This window comes from Streptomyces sp. NPDC026062, assembly GCF_055568375.1.
Map to the genome: position 1 here is coordinate 1 of NZ_JBVHOQ010000043.1, position 16,456 is coordinate 16,456.

Annotated in this window: 14 protein-coding genes and 2 pseudogenes; 10 read left to right on the plus strand and 6 right to left on the minus strand. The window is 69.9% G+C overall.

What is annotated here, in order from left to right; genetic code table 11:
• Window positions 1-127: pseudogene (locus tag ACZ4LX_RS30610) on the plus strand (IS5/IS1182 family transposase); the annotation flags it as partial.
• A gap of 1,054 nt (window positions 128-1,181) precedes the next feature.
• Here the strand turns inward: ACZ4LX_RS30610 and ACZ4LX_RS30615 are convergent.
• The 5 genes from ACZ4LX_RS30615 to ACZ4LX_RS30635 form a co-directional block, all read right to left on the minus strand.
• A complete protein-coding gene (locus ACZ4LX_RS30615; protein WP_467650204.1) occupies window positions 1,182-2,027 on the minus strand; it encodes a hypothetical protein in 846 nt (281 codons plus the stop codon).
• Window positions 2,008-2,901: an aldo/keto reductase gene (locus ACZ4LX_RS30620; RefSeq protein WP_467650203.1), complete on the minus strand. Its 894-nt coding sequence runs from the start codon at window positions 2,899-2,901 to the stop codon at window positions 2,008-2,010. Before ACZ4LX_RS30620 ends, ACZ4LX_RS30615 begins: the two co-directional genes overlap by 20 nt.
• Window positions 2,898-4,082, minus strand: coding sequence for a cupin domain-containing protein (locus ACZ4LX_RS30625; protein WP_467650202.1), 1,185 nt, complete (start codon window positions 4,080-4,082; stop codon window positions 2,898-2,900). The genes ACZ4LX_RS30620 and ACZ4LX_RS30625 overlap by 4 nt, the downstream gene beginning before the upstream one ends.
• A gap of 19 nt (window positions 4,083-4,101) precedes the next feature.
• Complete coding sequence (locus ACZ4LX_RS30630) at window positions 4,102-4,233, minus strand: hypothetical protein (RefSeq protein ID WP_008740613.1); 132 nt, start codon at window positions 4,231-4,233, stop codon at window positions 4,102-4,104.
• A gap of 169 nt (window positions 4,234-4,402) precedes the next feature.
• Window positions 4,403-4,630: a hypothetical protein gene (locus ACZ4LX_RS30635; RefSeq protein WP_467650201.1), complete on the minus strand. Its 228-nt coding sequence runs from the start codon at window positions 4,628-4,630 to the stop codon at window positions 4,403-4,405.
• A gap of 240 nt (window positions 4,631-4,870) precedes the next feature.
• On the opposite strand from ACZ4LX_RS30635, the gene ACZ4LX_RS30640 reads away from it, so the two are divergent.
• Together ACZ4LX_RS30640 and ACZ4LX_RS30645 are read left to right on the plus strand one after the other, a co-directional pair.
• Window positions 4,871-6,178 (plus strand): helix-turn-helix domain-containing protein, encoded by a 1,308-nt coding sequence (locus ACZ4LX_RS30640; RefSeq protein ID WP_467650200.1) that lies wholly within the window; start codon window positions 4,871-4,873, stop codon window positions 6,176-6,178.
• Window positions 6,175-6,984, plus strand: a complete 810-nt coding sequence (locus tag ACZ4LX_RS30645) for a class I SAM-dependent methyltransferase (protein ID WP_467650199.1) — start codon at window positions 6,175-6,177, stop codon at window positions 6,982-6,984. The genes ACZ4LX_RS30640 and ACZ4LX_RS30645 overlap by 4 nt, the downstream gene beginning before the upstream one ends.
• A gap of 1,622 nt (window positions 6,985-8,606) precedes the next feature.
• Here the strand turns inward: ACZ4LX_RS30645 and ACZ4LX_RS30650 are convergent.
• The gene (locus tag ACZ4LX_RS30650; RefSeq protein ID WP_467650198.1) at window positions 8,607-9,476 is read right to left on the minus strand and encodes a bifunctional DNA primase/polymerase; all 870 of its coding nucleotides are present in this window, start codon (window positions 9,474-9,476) and stop codon (window positions 8,607-8,609) included.
• A 319-nt stretch (window positions 9,477-9,795) separates the two neighbouring features.
• On the opposite strand from ACZ4LX_RS30650, the gene ACZ4LX_RS30655 reads away from it, so the two are divergent.
• From ACZ4LX_RS30655 to ACZ4LX_RS30685, 7 genes and pseudogenes are all read left to right on the plus strand, one after another.
• Window positions 9,796-10,107: a hypothetical protein gene (locus ACZ4LX_RS30655; protein ID WP_467650197.1), complete on the plus strand. Its 312-nt coding sequence runs from the start codon at window positions 9,796-9,798 to the stop codon at window positions 10,105-10,107.
• A 250-nt stretch (window positions 10,108-10,357) separates the two neighbouring features.
• A complete protein-coding gene (locus ACZ4LX_RS30660; RefSeq protein ID WP_467650196.1) occupies window positions 10,358-11,545 on the plus strand; it encodes an acyl-CoA dehydrogenase family protein in 1,188 nt (395 codons plus the stop codon).
• Window positions 11,542-12,615 (plus strand): bifunctional MaoC family dehydratase N-terminal/OB-fold nucleic acid binding domain-containing protein, encoded by a 1,074-nt coding sequence (locus ACZ4LX_RS30665; RefSeq protein WP_467650195.1) that lies wholly within the window; start codon window positions 11,542-11,544, stop codon window positions 12,613-12,615. Before ACZ4LX_RS30660 ends, ACZ4LX_RS30665 begins: the two co-directional genes overlap by 4 nt.
• A gap of 1 nt (window position 12,616) precedes the next feature.
• Window positions 12,617-13,687, plus strand: a complete 1,071-nt coding sequence (locus ACZ4LX_RS30670) for an acyl-CoA dehydrogenase family protein (RefSeq protein ID WP_467650194.1) — start codon at window positions 12,617-12,619, stop codon at window positions 13,685-13,687.
• A pseudogene (locus tag ACZ4LX_RS30675) lies at window positions 13,684-14,055 on the plus strand (MaoC family dehydratase); the annotation flags it as partial. The gene ACZ4LX_RS30670 and the pseudogene ACZ4LX_RS30675, both read left to right, overlap by 4 nt.
• A 185-nt stretch (window positions 14,056-14,240) precedes the next feature.
• On the plus strand, window positions 14,241-15,407 hold the full coding sequence (locus tag ACZ4LX_RS30680; RefSeq protein ID WP_467650193.1) for a lipid-transfer protein: 1,167 nt from the start codon (window positions 14,241-14,243) through the stop codon (window positions 15,405-15,407).
• A gap of 182 nt (window positions 15,408-15,589) precedes the next feature.
• Window positions 15,590-16,237, plus strand: coding sequence for a SigE family RNA polymerase sigma factor (locus tag ACZ4LX_RS30685; RefSeq protein ID WP_467650192.1), 648 nt, complete (start codon window positions 15,590-15,592; stop codon window positions 16,235-16,237).
• The last annotated feature ends 219 nt before the right edge of the window (window positions 16,238-16,456 follow it).

Here is a 16,456-nt window from a genome sequence, read left to right on the forward strand (position 1 = left end):
CTGCCTCGGCGAACAGGCCATGGCCGCCCTGAAGGGCTGGCGCCTTCTGCGGAAGCTCCGCTGCAGCACCAACCGGATCACCGACATCGTGAAGGTCGTCGTCGTCCTTCACCACGCCTCAACCTGAGGTTGGAAAAGGCTCAGTCGAGGCGGGTGATTTGCATTGCATTTCTTCTCTCTCTGGGGCCGGCTGCACGGTTTGGTGAAGACGTGGATCCAGATAAGCACCGGTTTCGCCAACCGGGGATGGGCTGCTGTGTTGCGCCCCACCCTTTGCTAGAGGCATGTACATGCCATATCCCCGACCGCGTGACGGCCAGTCATGTTGGCCTGCATCGTGCGCCTCCCCTGCCCTTTCGCTCCGGGATTTCCGGTGCGATCGCACGCAACCAGCCAAAGCGGACAGCTCCCCCGAGCGGCCATGCCACGCTCCTCTCGCCTGTGGACAACTCCATGTGAGAGGCAGGTTGGCAGCCCGAACCTGTGGATAGAGGACGGCGATTCCGCGAACAGACTGCCCCAATATCGATTAAGGGGCGATTTTGCTAATAGACCTCGCATTGCATGACAAAACAGCCCACTCCTCACAGGCCGGGCGGCCGAAGGGGTGAGCTGTCCAAAGTTTCTTTACTGGATTTACTGGATCAAGGCGGCCCGCTGGCGCGGGCCGCGCGGCGCGGCGGCCCAAGGCCGCCGCTGGCTCCATGTCTCCGCCACCGCCCGCGACGGCCCCCGCCCACTCGCGCCGCAAAGCCCGAGGAGCGGGCAGCCAGACCCGTGAAAAACCCCGCCAGCTGCCCACGGCGAGCACGGCCGACAGCAGCGGGACGTACGCCAGGCCCGCGCGGGTCACCGCGGATTGCCCTTCAACCAGACGTGGCCGGGGCGGCCGGCCTCCACGGCTTTACCCACCTGTTCGGCTCGGGGCCCGCGTCGGGCAAGTCCAGGGGGCCACTCGATCAAATTCCGGGCAGGATCAAAGCCTGCCCGAGTTGCCGGCCAGCGTACGGCCCCCTGAACATGCCCGACCCCAACCCGAACAGGACACCGGCCAAAGCCGCTCCGGCCGACCGCGCTGATCTGCGCAGCAGTCATCGCCAAACATCAGAGGCCGGGCGGGAGTTGGGCGCACGCGAGCCCCAGCGCGAGAGGGGCGCTGGGGCTCGTGCAGGAGGCGCCGATCAGGCGCGGGACGGGGCCGGAGGGCGGACCCCCGTCAGGTCTTCCGCGCGTCGGCGCAGGAGCGGTGCCAGCTCGACGTACCAGCCTCGGCCAACGGCCTGGAGCATCTCGGCGAGGGCGACCTGTTCGCCGATCCGGCCGGCGGGGGTGTCGAGGACGTGGGCGAACTCGGTGTGGATGCGGTCGGCGATGGCGGGGACGCGGAGGCTGTTCACGTAGAGCATCGCGGGGTCGTAGCCGACGGGGACGGCGCCCCAGCGCTCCCAGTCCAGGATGACGAGGGGGTCGTGGGTGAGGTTGGCCCACTGGAGGTCGGCGTGCCCGGTGATGCGTTCGGTGATGGCCGGGGCGGGGATCCCCAGGAACTCAGGGAAGACCCGGTCGGCCCAGGACTGGCGGATGGTCTCGCGGGGCGGTTCGGCGGTGCTGAGAGCGTCCAGGCTCTCCCGCAGGGTCGTCCACCAGGAGTCCGGCAGGCCCGGATCCGCAGTGAGGTCGGGCGTTTCCGGAGAGATGACGGGCTGGGCGATGTAGTCGATCAACTCCGCCTCGAAGACGTACTCGCCGCCGTCCCAGCGGTACAGGTCGTGGAGGTGCGGGCGGGACACCTTGTCGGACACCCGTTCCTCGGCGAGGGCGATCCCCTCGTTCCGGGTGGCGGGGGTCTTGGCTGCCTCTCCGCAGTGGACGCGGAGCCAGTGGCCGCCCGCGGTGCGGCTGCCGATGGTGCGGCCTAGCCATCCCCAGGCCGGCGCCCCCGCCGTCGTGGTGGACAGGCGTGCAGCGGCGTGGGCCAGGGCGTCCTCCATGCGTGCCCTGGTGGTCTCATCCTTGGGCGAGTACATCGGTGACCTTCCTGAGGTGGCCCGGATCGAGCGGGGCGGCAGTGGTGGCTTTCGCGGCGGCCCAATGGTGGGCGGAGCCAGCAGACAGCAGTACCACGTCCAGGCTCGGGCAGGAGGCCGCAGCTAGGAGACAGGCGGCGCCCGGCGAGGCGCCCGGGCGGATGAACTCTGCGAGTTCGGGCGTGACGAGGCCGGGCAGCTCTCCGCCGTGCAGGGGCGAGGAGCCGAAGGTGATCAGGCCCGCTGCCCGGGCCAGCACGAGGGGGCCTCTGCCGTCGAGGGCCAGGGCGATCGGCCTGGCCATGACGAGGCTGACCGGTTGTTGGACGGCCCGCAGATGATGTTCACCCGAACCAGCGGCCTCGATGGCCAGGCCCAGGAGTTCGGACACCGAGAAGGCGTCGTGCTGGAAGCCCGACCAGGTGGCCACGCCGTATCCGCCGATCCTGCCCGCAGCAGCGGACTCGTCCAGCACCGCGAACACATCACGCAGCGCCGGATGCAGCTCCGTGGGACTGAGGCCGGCGTGCTCCGGGTTGTGGACGAATACGAGGTCGATCCGGCCGAGAGCGGCCAGGGACCTTTCCGTCTGCCAGCGGACGAAGCCGGGGTCGAGGCTGTGTCCGGCCCGGACCTGGGCGGCAGTGAGGACCCCGGCCCGAAGAGCAGCCGCGCCCTCATCCGGCGTGAAGAAGCCCGTCTTCGTCGCCACCATGGCGCGTGGATGGTCGGCGATGACGGGGCCGAGCGCCTGTTGGGCACTGCCGTAGTTCGGGGCGGTGTCGATCCACACAAGCCCGTCGGCGCACGCGGTGCGAGCGGCCTGTTCGACGGCGCGCACGCGGTACGTCCCCAGTCCCAGGGAAGCGGTCACGAGGAGCCCCCGACCACGGCGACGGCTTGACCGGCAACCAGCGCGGAGACGACTTTCGCCACCTGTACGAGGGTGAGATGCGACTCCGCGGAGAGGTCCGCCAGGGTGGCCGGCGATCCACCAGCCAGGAGGCGGAGGACCGGGGCGACGGGGAGGGCGAAGGTCCACTCCTTCCCTGTCCCGGCGAAGGTCACGGCCTGGTCGTCCTGGTCGATCCGGGCGCGGGGCACCGTGGCCTGGACGGTTATGCCGGGTTCAGCAGGAACGCCGGTGAGGTGGGGCAGTGACAGGCGCGGGCGGCCGGGGTGCGTCGTGTCCAGGGACGTTTCCCAGCGGTCCAGAATCGCAGGATCGTCCAGGGCGGCCAGCACGTCCTTCCGCACGGCAGCCAGGTAGTCCGCCCGCTCCTCCGGGGTGCCGAAACGCGGTACGTCCGCCCGGACGGTCACGCCAGCCCGCAGGTCGTCGCACAACCAGCCCAGGAACTCGGCGCCGGTCTGCGTGGCGAGTCCGAAGGTGAGGTGCAGTGAGGCGGTGCCCTGGTCGGCGCTCACGGCGTGCCACCAGCCGCGCGGCAGATAGAGCAGGTCGCCGGGGCTCAGCACGACGTCCGCGATCGGGTCGCCAGTCGGGGCCTCCGGGGCTTCTACGTCGCGCCAGGCAGGGGCCTGCCGGGTGGGGCCGTAGATCTTCCACCGCTTAGAGCCTTCGAGTTGGAGCACTACGACGTCGTGGTCGTCCCAGTGGGTGCCGAAGCCTTCCTCTGCGGTCCACGAGGCGTACGCGTTGACCTGCACGGGGGTGCGGAAGAACCGTTCCAGGCCGGCCGCGGCTTCCCGGACGGGCGGGTGGATCTGGTCGATCGCGTCGATGACGAGGGACGCGCCCTCGGCGAGCCGGGCGTGGAAGTCGGCAGGCTGGGGCTGGTACCAGGACACCCCGCGCCGGTTCGTCCGGAGGATGGAGTACGCGGTGGCCGGGACAGCCTCCCTGGCACGCGAGAGCCGCATCCGGGGCGGTTCGAGCCGGTGAGCGGCCACGATCTCGTTGAGGTCGCCCCAGTTCAGTGGCGAGGGGGACGCGTTGCCGTTGGAGCGGATCACTTTGTGGGCCCGGAAGCACGTCTGGGCGAGGAACGTGTCCCCGCCCAGACGCTCGGCCCACGATGCGGAATCAATCACCGTGGGTCTCCTCGGTCGATCAGGTGTCGTTCATGTCCGACTTGCCGCCGGTGTTGTCCGAAGCTTCCTCGGCACGCGAGCGGGCCGCCGCGATGCGGCGAACACCGATCAGCAGGCCACTGTTCTGCTCGGTGGGAGCGTTCTCGTTCATTCCGTACTCCTTCCTGATCTCGATGGATCCCGCCGGGGTCCCGGCGGGAAGTCTGTGAGTCAGCTCCCGGGGCTTCCGGCTACGGCCAGGGTGATCACCAGGACGCTGACGGCGACGGCGTACAGGAGGACTGCGAGCTGTTGACGCCAACCCCGCGGGGCGCGTGCGGTCAGCCGCGTTCCAGGCTGAAAGGGTCCTCGACGACCCACTCCACCCCACCGCCCTCCGGCCGGACGAAGACGGCGTTCTGCATGACGACGCGGGACTTGGGGTCCTCGAATTCGCCGATGAACTGGACGATGCCGGTGCGGCCGTTCAGCGGGTCGCGGATGCGGCTGCCCTCGCTGACCCAGCCGGGCACGGTCTGACGCTGACGATTACGGCTCTTGGTGGACACTGCGCCTCTCCTCGGTCTAGGTCGGGCACTGCACTCCGGGGACGCAGCGGGCCGCAGGTGTGACGTTGCGGACGGCCCTGCGACCCGCTGCGAGGGGGAGGCCGCCTCTTCGGGCGGCTGAGACCAGTCAACTCCGCTGGCTAAGCCCCCAACAGGGCATTCCACTAGGCACGTTGTAGGCACTCTGAAGGCAGATTCCGGCTACGATTTCGGCGCCCGGCTCGACCAGCGGACGGCGGGATGATGGCGAACGAAGCTCTTCGCAGACACAGAAACTCCCAGCGATGGACTCAGACCCAGGTCGCCGAGCGCGTGTGCGCTCAGGTTCAGGCAGCCACCGGGCGCGATCCGGAGCTTGATGCGAATTGGGTCTCCCGCCTTGAGCGAGGAGCCATCACGTGGCCTTCCGGTGACTACAGGGCCGCCTTGTGCGCGGTGTTCCAGGTCGCCAGCGAAGAGGAGCTGGGCCTGTACCCGAAGGGGTCCGCCGCACCGGATGAGAGGCCGGTCGAAGAGGCTCCGTTTGGTGATGTCCGATCCCTGGCCGCCGACACGGAGCTGTCTGCCCGGCTGGCTCGCCACGCGGCTGAGACCAACGTCAACGCGCTCGTACTGGAGCAGTTCGACGCTGACGTTGAACGACTCGCCCGGGACTTCGTCAGCCGGCCTCTGCCTCTCTTGATCCCGGAGATTCGCACGGCTCGGGGTGCGGTGTTCCGGTTGCTGGAGGGCCGCCAGCATCCCAGCCAGACCCGTCACCTCTACGTGGTCGCGGGGTGGTTATCCGGTCTCGCGGCGCATGTGTCGCTGGACTTGGGAGACCGTTCCGCCGCGGCTACGCATGCCCGCGCCGTGGTGCAGTGCGCGGAGATCTCGGAGCACTCATCGTTACGCGCATGGGCACGGTCGTTCCAGTCACTGGCCGCCTACTGGGCGGGGGACTACCGGCGGGCGGGAGACCTTGCACAGGCCGGGCATAGCGAGGGTCGAGGTCCCGGCACGGGCACGATCAAGGCCCGGCTGCTGAGCTTGGAGGCCCGTGCCCGTGCGGCCGAAGGGAACAATCGCAGCGCGCTGCGGGTACTCGCGTTGGCACACGAGGCACGGAGCGCTGCGGAGCCCGACGAGTTGCCCGGGGTCTTCTCGTTTCCCGAGGCCAAGCAGTGGGCCTACGCCGGTACCACCCTGTTGGCCGTCGGGGGCGATGAGCAGACCCGGCACGCCATAGGCGCTTCCAATCGTGCCGTGGAGCTGTACCACGCCGGGCCAGAGGGCGACCGTTCCCCCGGCGATCTACAAGCCGCCCACCTGGACCTGGCCACGGCCTATCTTGCGAGCGGCCAGGTTGAGAGAGCCGGTGCGAAGCTCTCGGAGGTGTTCACCGCCGAGGTGTTCACGGCGAGCATCACCATCAGGCTCCGCAATCTAGCCGCGCTCCTCGGAAGCGAGCCGTACCGTGGCGCACAGTCGGCAGTCGATCTCCGCGCGCACATCCACGAGGTGACCGTCCGGCCCGCTCTCGCCAGCAACCCCACGGAGCCCCGATGACCGTCCAACCCACGCCTGATCATTTGGTCACCGACCGCAGCCTCCTTTCCACCAAGGCGTACGGCACGGGTCAGCACCTGGCCGCCCGCCAATCCCTCTACCAGTGGCAGACTCCCAGCCACGACCTGCCGGGCATCGTTGTGAACGAACTGGCCGGCGTGCGCGGTGCGGTCGCGGACGTGGGGTGCGGAAACGGGAAGTTCGTCGCCCGGCTGCGGGAGGACCGTCCCGACCTGGTGGTGCTTCCCATGGATGTGTCGCACGGCATCCTCGGTGCCATTCCGGGGGCTCTCGTGGCGGACGTCCAACAGCTCCCCATTACCGATGGAGTCCTTGGTGCGGTCCTTGCGCTCCACATGCTGTACCACGTCGAGGACCAGGCCCAGGCCGTGCGGGAGCTGGGCCGTGTACTGGCGCCCGGCGGAATCGCGATCGTCTCCACCAACAGCAGGACCGACAAGCTGGAGCTGGAGCACCTTTGGCGCCAGGCCGCGGGCGATGTGCTGGGCATCCAGGAGGGCCCGGCCCGAGTGCAGCTCTCTGCTCGCTTCACCCTGGAGGACGCGCCCGCGATCCTCGGTGCGGTCTTCAGCGAGATCCGTACGATCCCCCTGCCAGGAGTGATCGAGGTGACCGACGCTGAACCAGTCGTCGCGCACTTGGCCTCGTACGAAGCCTGGGCGGACAAGATGGGCGTCCCCTTCCGGGAGACGATCGAGCGCGCGCGAGAGCGGGTCAACGAGACCATCCAGGCAGAGGGCTCTTTCCGCGTCACTTGTCTCGGCGGCATGCTCGTCTGCCGATGAGTCCTGCTGCCCCGTACCCCTTCGCGTCCCTGCCCTCAAGCCACAACCACACACACGCAGAAGAGGGCCGCGCCGTAGAGCGCAATAGCGACGTGGAGCATCACCCATAGGCGATGCAGCCGGATGCGGTGCAGGCGTGGAAATCTGCTGTTGTGCTCGTCGCGCGCTTGCACGAGCCGCTCTTTGGACCCCAGCGCTCCTCGCGCCACCAGGTCGGCGGTCAATGCCCTTGCCCGGGTGATCGGGAGCGAGGTAGCGCTGAACCCGATCAGGTCTGATGAGTACGTGGCCGTCAGTCTTCCCGTCAGTCGGCAACGGCCGTGGGACAAGCCTCAGCGGGGCGAACTACTGGAGTGCCGTCTCTACAAGACTGGGCAGCTCTCCACCCGGGCTTCGTTGCCCCGAGACGGCTCTGGCGCGATCTTGGATCCCGATGGGTTGCCTCATCAGATTGCTGACCTGTTGAGGTTTTCCGGGGCGCTCAATATCGTCCAGGCGGACCGTGTCGTACTGGCGGCCGGCGTGTCGATCGGGGCGCTCTTGAGCGTAGACACCTTTGACCCGACGCGGTCCCGTCAGATGTCGAGGCCCCTGGGCTTTGGACGTTCGGGTCGCCCGCTGCGGACCGAACCCGATGAGTCAGTCACTCTGGCAGCCCTTGGGGCTGGCGCTGCGGAGGTGGCTCCTCATCTGGCGCGGATGTTGATCTTGCAGGCCGAAGGGTAGCGCCGAACCGACCCAGTGGACCAGGCGTGGACCACCCGAGCCGGAGTATGCCCCGGAGAGCAGGTAAGGACCAGGTCAGCCACAGTGGGGACGCTTCCACAGCACTCTCTTGAAAACCGTCGTGGCAGCGATGTCACCGTGGGTTCAAATCCCACACCCACCGCAGGCGAACGGCCCTCGACCAGTACGTATGGTCGGGGGCCGTTGCCATGCCCGGCCCCTGCCGGGCACCGCTGTTCGCTTTGTCTTCCCGGTCGATCGGGCACGGGAAGGGGCATGCCGGGGCCACGGTTGGGCGTGTATCTCCGCGCCGCGCACGGCACATGGGCAGCCGATCGGCACGGCGTGATGACCACCGCACGCCGGCTCGGGCACTCGAACAGGAGGGGTGACCATTCGGCACGGCGCCCGGCCGGTCGCGACGATCAGGTGGCTGAGAGGTGGCATCGGCGGCGGCCGATAGGGTCGTGACCATGGGGGATGGGAAGACTCGTAAGTGCGTGTGGTGCGAGAAGCAATTCACGCGGCGTTCGCTCTGGCGGGCGAAGCGCTACTGCAAGCGATGGCACCAATGCGTGCATTACGGCGCAATAGTGGTGGGCGCCTTGTTCTCCTGAACGATCAGGTAGTGCACTGTCCGGTGGCGTAGGCGCCCGGGCCGCCGGGCTTCCCCGCCGGTTTTCGCACGGTCGGGTGCGGACGGTACGGGTGACGGCACCGGGTCGAGGTCGCAGCTCCAGGACCCGGTGGCGGTCCGAGCCGGCGCCGGCGGTGATCGCGCCCCACGTACCTGCCAGGTTGGGCCCCGTCCTTCGTCCGTCCCGCCGCCGCAGCAGCGGCCGTGACACATCGCGATGTCCGGGAGCTGCCGCCCGGTGAGCGGTCAGCGGGCTCGGTCAGCGGGTGGTGGCGAGGCGGGCGGCGGAGGCGATGGTGGCGCGGGCCTCGTGTGCGGGGAGGCCGGTGCGGACGGCGGCCCGGGTGAGGTCGGCGGCCAACACGTCGCCGAAGCCCTGTTCGTAGGCGCGGCAGGCCGCCCAGAAGAGTCTGGTGTTGCGCTGGCCCTCGTCCGCCGCCAGAACGAACCTGACCAGGCCCCGGCCCCGGTCGTCGGGGTGGTTTCGGTGGGGTTGGGGGCGTGCGGGGGGTGTCAGCAGGTGGAGGAGGGCGTCCGGGCAGGGCGCGGGTGGCAGGGTGCCGGTGCCTGGTACGAGGCGGTAGGTGCCGTGGACGGTGACCGAGCCGGGCCCGACCAGGTAGCCGCCGGTGCCTCGGATGTCGATGCCGGGGGCGAGCCGGCCGGCGGAGTTGGGCACGGGTACACCGGCCGGGCCGGACAGCCAGAGGTGGCGGCCGCCGCTCGGGGTGAGCACCGTGACGGTCGGCGGGATGGTGAACAGGTGCTCCAGGGCGAGGTGTCGCAGCGCCGCCACGGAGTCGTTCCGGCCGGTGGTGTCGATGTCCAGGTCGATGCCGATGAGGTGGTGCGGGGCGCGTCCGCACGCGATGCCGTAGCCGGTGGCCCAAGGCGCGGCGGCGAAGAGGGCGCGTACAGCGGCGGGGTCGGTGGTGGCGTCGTGGATGCCGTGCCCGGGCATGCCGCAGGCGCCCCGGCAGCCGCCGGACGAGTGGGTCTCGCCGCGGTGCGGCGAGCGCAGGGCGGGGAGTTTGCCGGCGGACAGCGGGATGACGGGCAGCCCGTGCTCCGCGGCGGCGAGCGCATGGGCCAGGGCCAGGGTGGTGGATCGCCGGTCGGTGGTGGCCATGGTTCTATGTTCGTACTAACGTTCGAATAATGGAAGGGGGGCGCTCCGAGGGGGTGGCCGGGTGGGTGGTGGCGGAACGCTTCTTCCCCCGTGGGGTGCGGGGTTTTCCGGTGGGCATGTGGTGACCTGGGGGTTTGTGATGTCTGGGGGTTTATCTTCGCTGCCTCATGCTTGCGAGGGAATCGGAAAGTGCGGGTGGTTCGCCGGTGGGGTGCTGGGCAGTTCTGATCTGCGACGTCGTGACCATCACCGAGGAGGTCGACCAGGTCGGTCAACTGGCCCGGATTCAGCCTTACTTGCGGTTTCTGGAGGAATAGGCATGGCAAGCATCCGCACCGCTCGCGCTCTCGCCGTTGTTGCCGCGGTGCCTCTTGTTGCCGCGCTCTTCGGTGGTGTGGGCCAGGCCGACAGCGGGGCGATCGGGAGTGACGGATCGAATGCGGGCGTGGCGACGATCGGCGGCAGTGGAGTCGGTGGGGTCGACTTCGGCAATTCATCCACCTCGCAGCAGCAGGCCGTTGGTGCCGGGGCATCGAACCAGAGCGACTCCGCCCAGGTGAACGGCTCGGCGTTCACGGTGATCGACCGGTCCAGCCATGATGTGGCGGTGAATTTCACTCCTCTCTGGTGAGCCGGGGTCTGTCGCGGCCCGATCGGGGGGTCGGGCCGCGACGGGGGGAGCGACGTCCTGCGTGCGGCCACTGCGGTGGCGGTACGCAGGCCGTTCGCTCTCCAGGGCGGGGTGGGCCAGGGCAGGCCGAGGGGTGGGTCGGGTGGGGAAACGGGATGGCTTGGGTTGTTCGGTGCCTTGACAGCCGAATGGAATCTGACGGACAGTCAGAAACCCTGATCCCCATGCCTGTTTCCGGGAGGCTGCCGCCGTGCGTCTGGCCCCGACCGAGCGCCAGCTGGAGCTGCGCGCCGAACTCCGCTCCTACTTCGGTGATGTGATGCCCGGGGGCGGCGGACATGCCGGCCCAACCCCACAGGACGCGGACGCGGGCGCGGACGTGCAAAGGAGGTTGCTGCGCCGTATCGGGGCCGACGGGATGCTCGGTCTCGGCTGGCCCGTCGAGTACGGGGGGCAGGGGCGGGGCGCGGACGAGCAGTTCGTGTTCTTCGACGAGGCTTACCGGGCCGGTGCCCCGGTCTCCATGGTCACCCTCAACACGGTCGGTCCCACGCTCATGAAATACGGGACCGATGAGCAGAAGGCGTACTTCCTGCCACGCATCCTGGCCGGTGAGCTCGTCTTCGCCATCGGCTACAGCGAGCCGGAGGCCGGTACCGATCTTGCCGCTCTGCGCACCAGGGCCGTACGCGACGGCGACTCCTGGGTCATCGACGGGCAGAAGATCTTCACCAGCAACGCGCAGAACGCGGACTGGATCTGGCTCGCCTGCCGTACGGATCCGGATGTGCCCAAGCACCGGGGCATCTCGATCGTGCTCGTGCCGACGGACGCGCCCGGTTTCTCCTGGACACCCATCGAGACCGTGGGCGGGCTGACCACGACCGCCACGTACTACGACGGTGTGCGAGTGCCCGCGTCCGCGCTGGTCGGCGAGGAGAACGGCGGCTGGGGGCTGATCACCAACCAGCTGAACCACGAGCGGGTGGCGCTCGCCGCGATCGGTATGCAGGCCGAGGACTGCTACGAAGCGGCGCTCGGATTCGCCCGGACCCCCGACCCCGTGACCGGGCGGCGGCCGGCCGACGAACCGTGGGTCCGTTCGCGGCTGGCCGAGGCACATGCCCGGCTGGCGGCGACACGCCTGCTCAACTGGCGCCTGGTGGGGGACGTGGGAGCGGGAGCGCTGGCTCCCGGTGACGCGAGCGGCGTGAAGTTCGCCGGAACCGAGAGCGCCGTAGAGGTGTATCGGATGTGCCAGGAGATCACGGGAGACACCGGAATGATCCGGGGCGGTTCGCCCGGCGCCTTCGGGGACGGGGAGCTGGAGCGCATGAACAGGGCGGCACAGATCAACACCTTCGGGGGCGGGGTGAGCGAGGTGCAGCGGGAGATCGTCGCGACGATGCGGCTCGGCATGAAGAGGAGGAAGCGGTGACAGCCGGGCAGGGTGTGCGGGACGACTTGTACGAGCGGCTCAGGGTGTACGAAGGCCGGGCGGCGGCCACATCGGGTGTCGGGAAGGACCTGGTCAACGAGCCGATGATCAGGCACTGGTGCGAGGCGATGGGGGACACGCATCCCGCTTATGCCGCCCCCGGCGCCGTCGCCCCGCCGACGATGCTCCAGGTGTGGACGATGGGCGGGCTGGCGGGTCACACAGACCGGAGCGGGGCCTACGACGAGCTGTTCGGCCTTCTCGACGGAGCTGGTTACACCTCCGTGGTCGCGACCGACTGCGAGCAGGAGTACTTGCGTCCTCTGCGGCCCGGGGACCGGATCACCTTCGACGCGGTGATTGAGGCGGTGTCGGAGCGCAAGACGACGAAGCTGGGGATGGGCTACTTCCTCACCACGCGCATGGACGTCCGAGCGCAGGGTGAACCCGCCGGGACGCACCGGTTCCGGATCCTCAAGTACCGCCCGGCGAAGGCTCAGTCGCAGCCGGAGACGATGGCGGACCCCGCGAAGGCCCAGTCGCAGCCGGAGTCGGCGGTGGACCCCGCGAAGGCCAAGCCGCAGCCGGAACCGGCGGCGGAACCCGCGACAGGCAAGCCGCGGCCCGGGCCTGTGCCGGCGGTGGACCCCGTGAGGAAGTTGCGGTCCCGGCCCGTGATCAACCGGGACAACGCCGGATTCTGGGAGGGCGTCGCCGCCCACCGGCTGCTGATCCAGCGCTGCACCGCCTGCGGCACCCTGCGCTTTCCCTGGCTGCCCGGATGCAATGCCTGCGGGTCGCCCGAGTGGGACACGGTGGAGGCGGCGGGCGAGGGCACTGTCTTCAGCCATGTCGTGATGCATCACCCACCTTTCCCCGCGTTCAGCGACAACGGCGAGGGCGGCCCCTACGCGGTGGCGCTGATCGAGCTCGCGGAAGGGGTCCGGATGGTCAGCAATGTCGTCGGGGTGCCCTGCGACAAGGTGCGGGTGGGAATGCCGGTCCGGCTGGAATTCCTGCGTACGGACCCCGAGTTGGTGCTGCCGGTCTTCCGGGGGAGCGAGGGCTGACATGGATTTCACACTGAGCGAGGAACAGGCGGCGGCGCAGGGGCTCGCTGCCCGGATCTTCGGCGATCTGTCGACGCACGACCGTTTGGCCGCGGCGGGCAGCGGTACGGATGCCGAGCTCTGGAAGGAACTCTGCGTGGCCGGCCTGCCGGGCGCAGTCGAGGAGACCGGGCTGCTCGGACTGGTGCTGCTGGCGGAGGAGCAGGGCCGGACGACCGCGCAGGTCCCCTTCGTGGCGAGCTGTGCGTACGGGCTCCTGGCTGTCGCCGGGCACGGTACGGACGAGCAGCGCGAGCGTCTGCTGCCGGTGTTGCGGGACGGTACGGCGGTGGCGGTCGGGGCGTTTCCGGCCTGCGGCACCGTGCGGGCGGAGCCGGACGGCGAGCCGGGGGCCACCACCCGGGGGGTGACGGGCGGCCGGCTGAGCGGCGGCGTCCCGCTGGTGCCGTGGCTGCGGGACGCCACCCATGTCCTGGTCGCCGCCGAGGACCGGAGCCTGTGGATCGTACGGGTCACGGAGCCCGGCGTGGTGACCGAGCCGGTGGAGACCACGGCCCCGTGGTCGGCCGGACGGCTGGTGCTGGACGGGGCGTACGCGGAGCGGCTGGGCGGGCCGGAGGCGTACGAAGAGGTGCTGGCCACAGCCCGGACCGCGTTCGCCGGAGTGCAGGCGGGCGTATGCGCGGGTTCGCTGGCCCGCGCGGTCGAGCACACCGGCGCACGCGAGCAGTTCGGGCGCCCGCTGTCGACCAACCAGGCGGTGCTGCTGCGGGCCGCCGACGCGTACATGGACACCGAGGCGATACGCGTCACGGCGTACGAAGCGGCCTGGCGGCACGACGAGGGACTGCCGTACGGGGCGCAGGCGCTCAACGCCGCTTGGTGGGCGTCCGAGGCCGGACGACGGGTCGTCCACGCGGGCCAGCATCTGCACGGCGGCACCGGAGCAGACCTCGACCATCCCGTGCACCGCCACTTCCTCTGGGGGCGTCAGCTCGACGCCCATCTCGGCGGCAGCGGCACGGTACTTCAGGAACTCGGCGAGCTACTGGTGAAGGAGGGACCGGAGTGAAGACCGGTGAGGAACTGCCGCCGCTGGAGATCGCGGTGACCCGCACCCTGATCGTGGCGGGCGCGATCGCCTCGCGCGACTACCAGGATGTGCACCATGACGCGGAGCTGGCGAAGGAGAAGGGGTCGCCGGACATCTTCATGAACATCCTGACGACCAACGGCCTGGTCGGAAGGTACGTCACCGACCACTTCGGGCCCTCGGCCGTGCTCAGACGTGTCTCCATCAGGCTCGGCGCCCCCAACTATCCCGGCGACACCATGGTGCTGAGCGGCACGGTCACCTCGGTGGCCGAGGACGGGACGGCCGAGGTGGCGGTCGTCGGCGTCAACGGGATCGGCAGGCATGTCACCGGCACGGTGACGGTCGGTGCTGCGGAGGCGGCGGGCGCGGAGGCGGTCGGTGTTGTGCGGGCGGCGGGCGCGGAGGCGGTCGGTGTTGTGCGGGCGGCGGGCGCGGAGGCCGTCGGCGTCCCGGAGGATCCCGCCGCTGTGACCGCCGGTGCTCCGGAAGCGGCCGGAGCAGTGTCCGTCGGGGTTCCGGAGGAGTCCGCATGAGCGTGCGCAGGGCGGATTCGCTCGGTGGGAAGGCAGCCGTGGCCGGGATCGGGGCGACGGAGTTCTCCAAGGATTCCGGCCGCAGCGAGCTCAAACTGGCCGTCGAAGCCGTGCACGCCGCGCTCGACGACGCGGGGCTCGTGCCCGCCGACGTCGATGGGCTGGTCACCTTCACCATGGACACCAGCCCCGAGATCACCGTCGCGCAGGCGGCGGGCATCGGGGAGCTGTCGTTCTTCTCGCGCATCCACTACGGCGGCGGCGCGGCCTGTGCCACGGTCCAGCAGGCGGCCCTCGCCGTCGCCTGCGGGGTGGCCGATGTGGTCGTCTGCTACCGGGCGTTCAACGAGCGGTCGGGGCGCCGCTTCGGATCCGGGGTGCAGCAGCGGGAGCCCACGGCCGAGGGAACCGCGCTCGGCTGGAACCTGCCCTTCGGGCTGCTCACGCCCGCCTCATGGGTGGCCATGGCGGCCCAGCGCTATCTGCACACGTACGGGCTGACGCCGGAGGCCTTCGGTCATGTCGCGGTCACCGACCGGCGCCATGCCGCCAACAACCCGGCGGCGTACTTCTACGGGAAGCCGATCACCCTCGCCGACCACGCCGCCTCCCGGTGGATCGTCGAACCCCTGCGGCTGCTCGACTGCTGTCAGGAGACGGACGGCGGGCAGGCGATCGTGGTCACCAGCGCGGAACGGGCCCGGGACCTGCGGCAGCCACCCGCGGTGATCGTCGCGGCCGCGCAGGGCGCCGGGCGGGCTCAGGAGCAGATGACGAGCTTCTACCGTGACGATCTGACGGGACTGCCGGAGATGGGCGTCGTCGCCCGCCAGCTGTGGCGCAACTCCGGCCTGGCCCCCGCCGACATCGACGTGGCGATCCTGTATGACCATTTCACCCCCTTCGTGCTGATGCAGCTGGAGGAGTTCGGGTTCTGCGGACCGGGTGAGGCCGCCGACTTCGTGGCTGCGGACGCGCTGCCCCTGAACACCCACGGCGGCCAGCTGGGCGAGGCCTATCTGCACGGGATGAACGGCATCGCGGAGGCGGTCCGGCAGATCCGGGGGACATCGGTGAACCAGATACCCGGAGCGGCCACCTCGCTGGTCACGGCCGGTACGGGGGTGCCGACCTCGGGCCTCGTGCTGGGCCGGGAGCGGTGAGGGCCGCGGGTGAGGGACGGCCGTGGGCCGGTTCCGCGGCCTCGGGGACGACCCTGAGCGCGGGAGGACGGTCCCTCCACCTTCAGGAGGTGGAGGGGGCGCCGGGTCTACACCCTGAGGCGGACGTGGTTTCGGGACCTGGGGCCGATCCCCCCGGCTGCGCCCGCTCCTAGCGTGGAGTCATGACCACGCCAGTCTGCACGGGCGCCTCCGGGGGAGCCGCTGCCGCCGCCCCGTACGCAGTCCCCCGCCCCCAGGCTGCCGCACGCACCCAAGCCGTCCCTCGCCCCCAGGCTGCCGCACGGTCGTCCTACGGTGCGCGGGCGCCGTACGTCCCGTACCCGTCGTTCACGTCCTTCGTGAAGGCCCGCGGACCGGTGCTGCTGCGCGCTGCCCGCTCGCTCACCGCGAATCCCAGCGATGCCGAGGACCTGTTGCAGACCGCGCTGGCCAAGACGTACGTCGCATGGGAGCGGATCGAGGACCACCGGGCGCTCGACGGCTACGTCCGCAGGGCCCTGCTGAACACCCGCACCTCGCAGTGGCGCAAACGCAAGGTCGACGAGTTCGCCTGCGACGAGCTGCCCGAGCAGGAGACCGTGCCCGGACCCGACCCGGCCGAGCAGCAGACGTTGCACGACGCCATGTGGCGTGCCGTGCTGAAGCTTCCCGACCGTCAGCGGGCCATGGTCGTCCTGCGCTACTACGAGGACCTCAGCGAGGCGCAGACCGCCGAGGTACTGGGGGTGTCCGTGGGCACGGTCAAGAGCGCCGTGTCCCGTGCGCTCGGCAAACTGCGCCAGGACCCGGAGCTGGCCCCGGTGCGGTGACGGCTCCGTACGACGGCTCCGTACGGACTTCCCGCGCGACTGCGTACGTCGGCTCCGTACGACGATTTCCCGCGCGACTGCGTACGACGGCTCCGTGCGGACTTCTGGCGTGACTCCGTGCGGACTTCGCACGGTGACTCCGTGCGACGGGGAGTGTTCTCCGGCCTGCCCGGGCGGTGTGATTTTGCCGGACGACACCGATTCGTTCCTCCGGGAGTA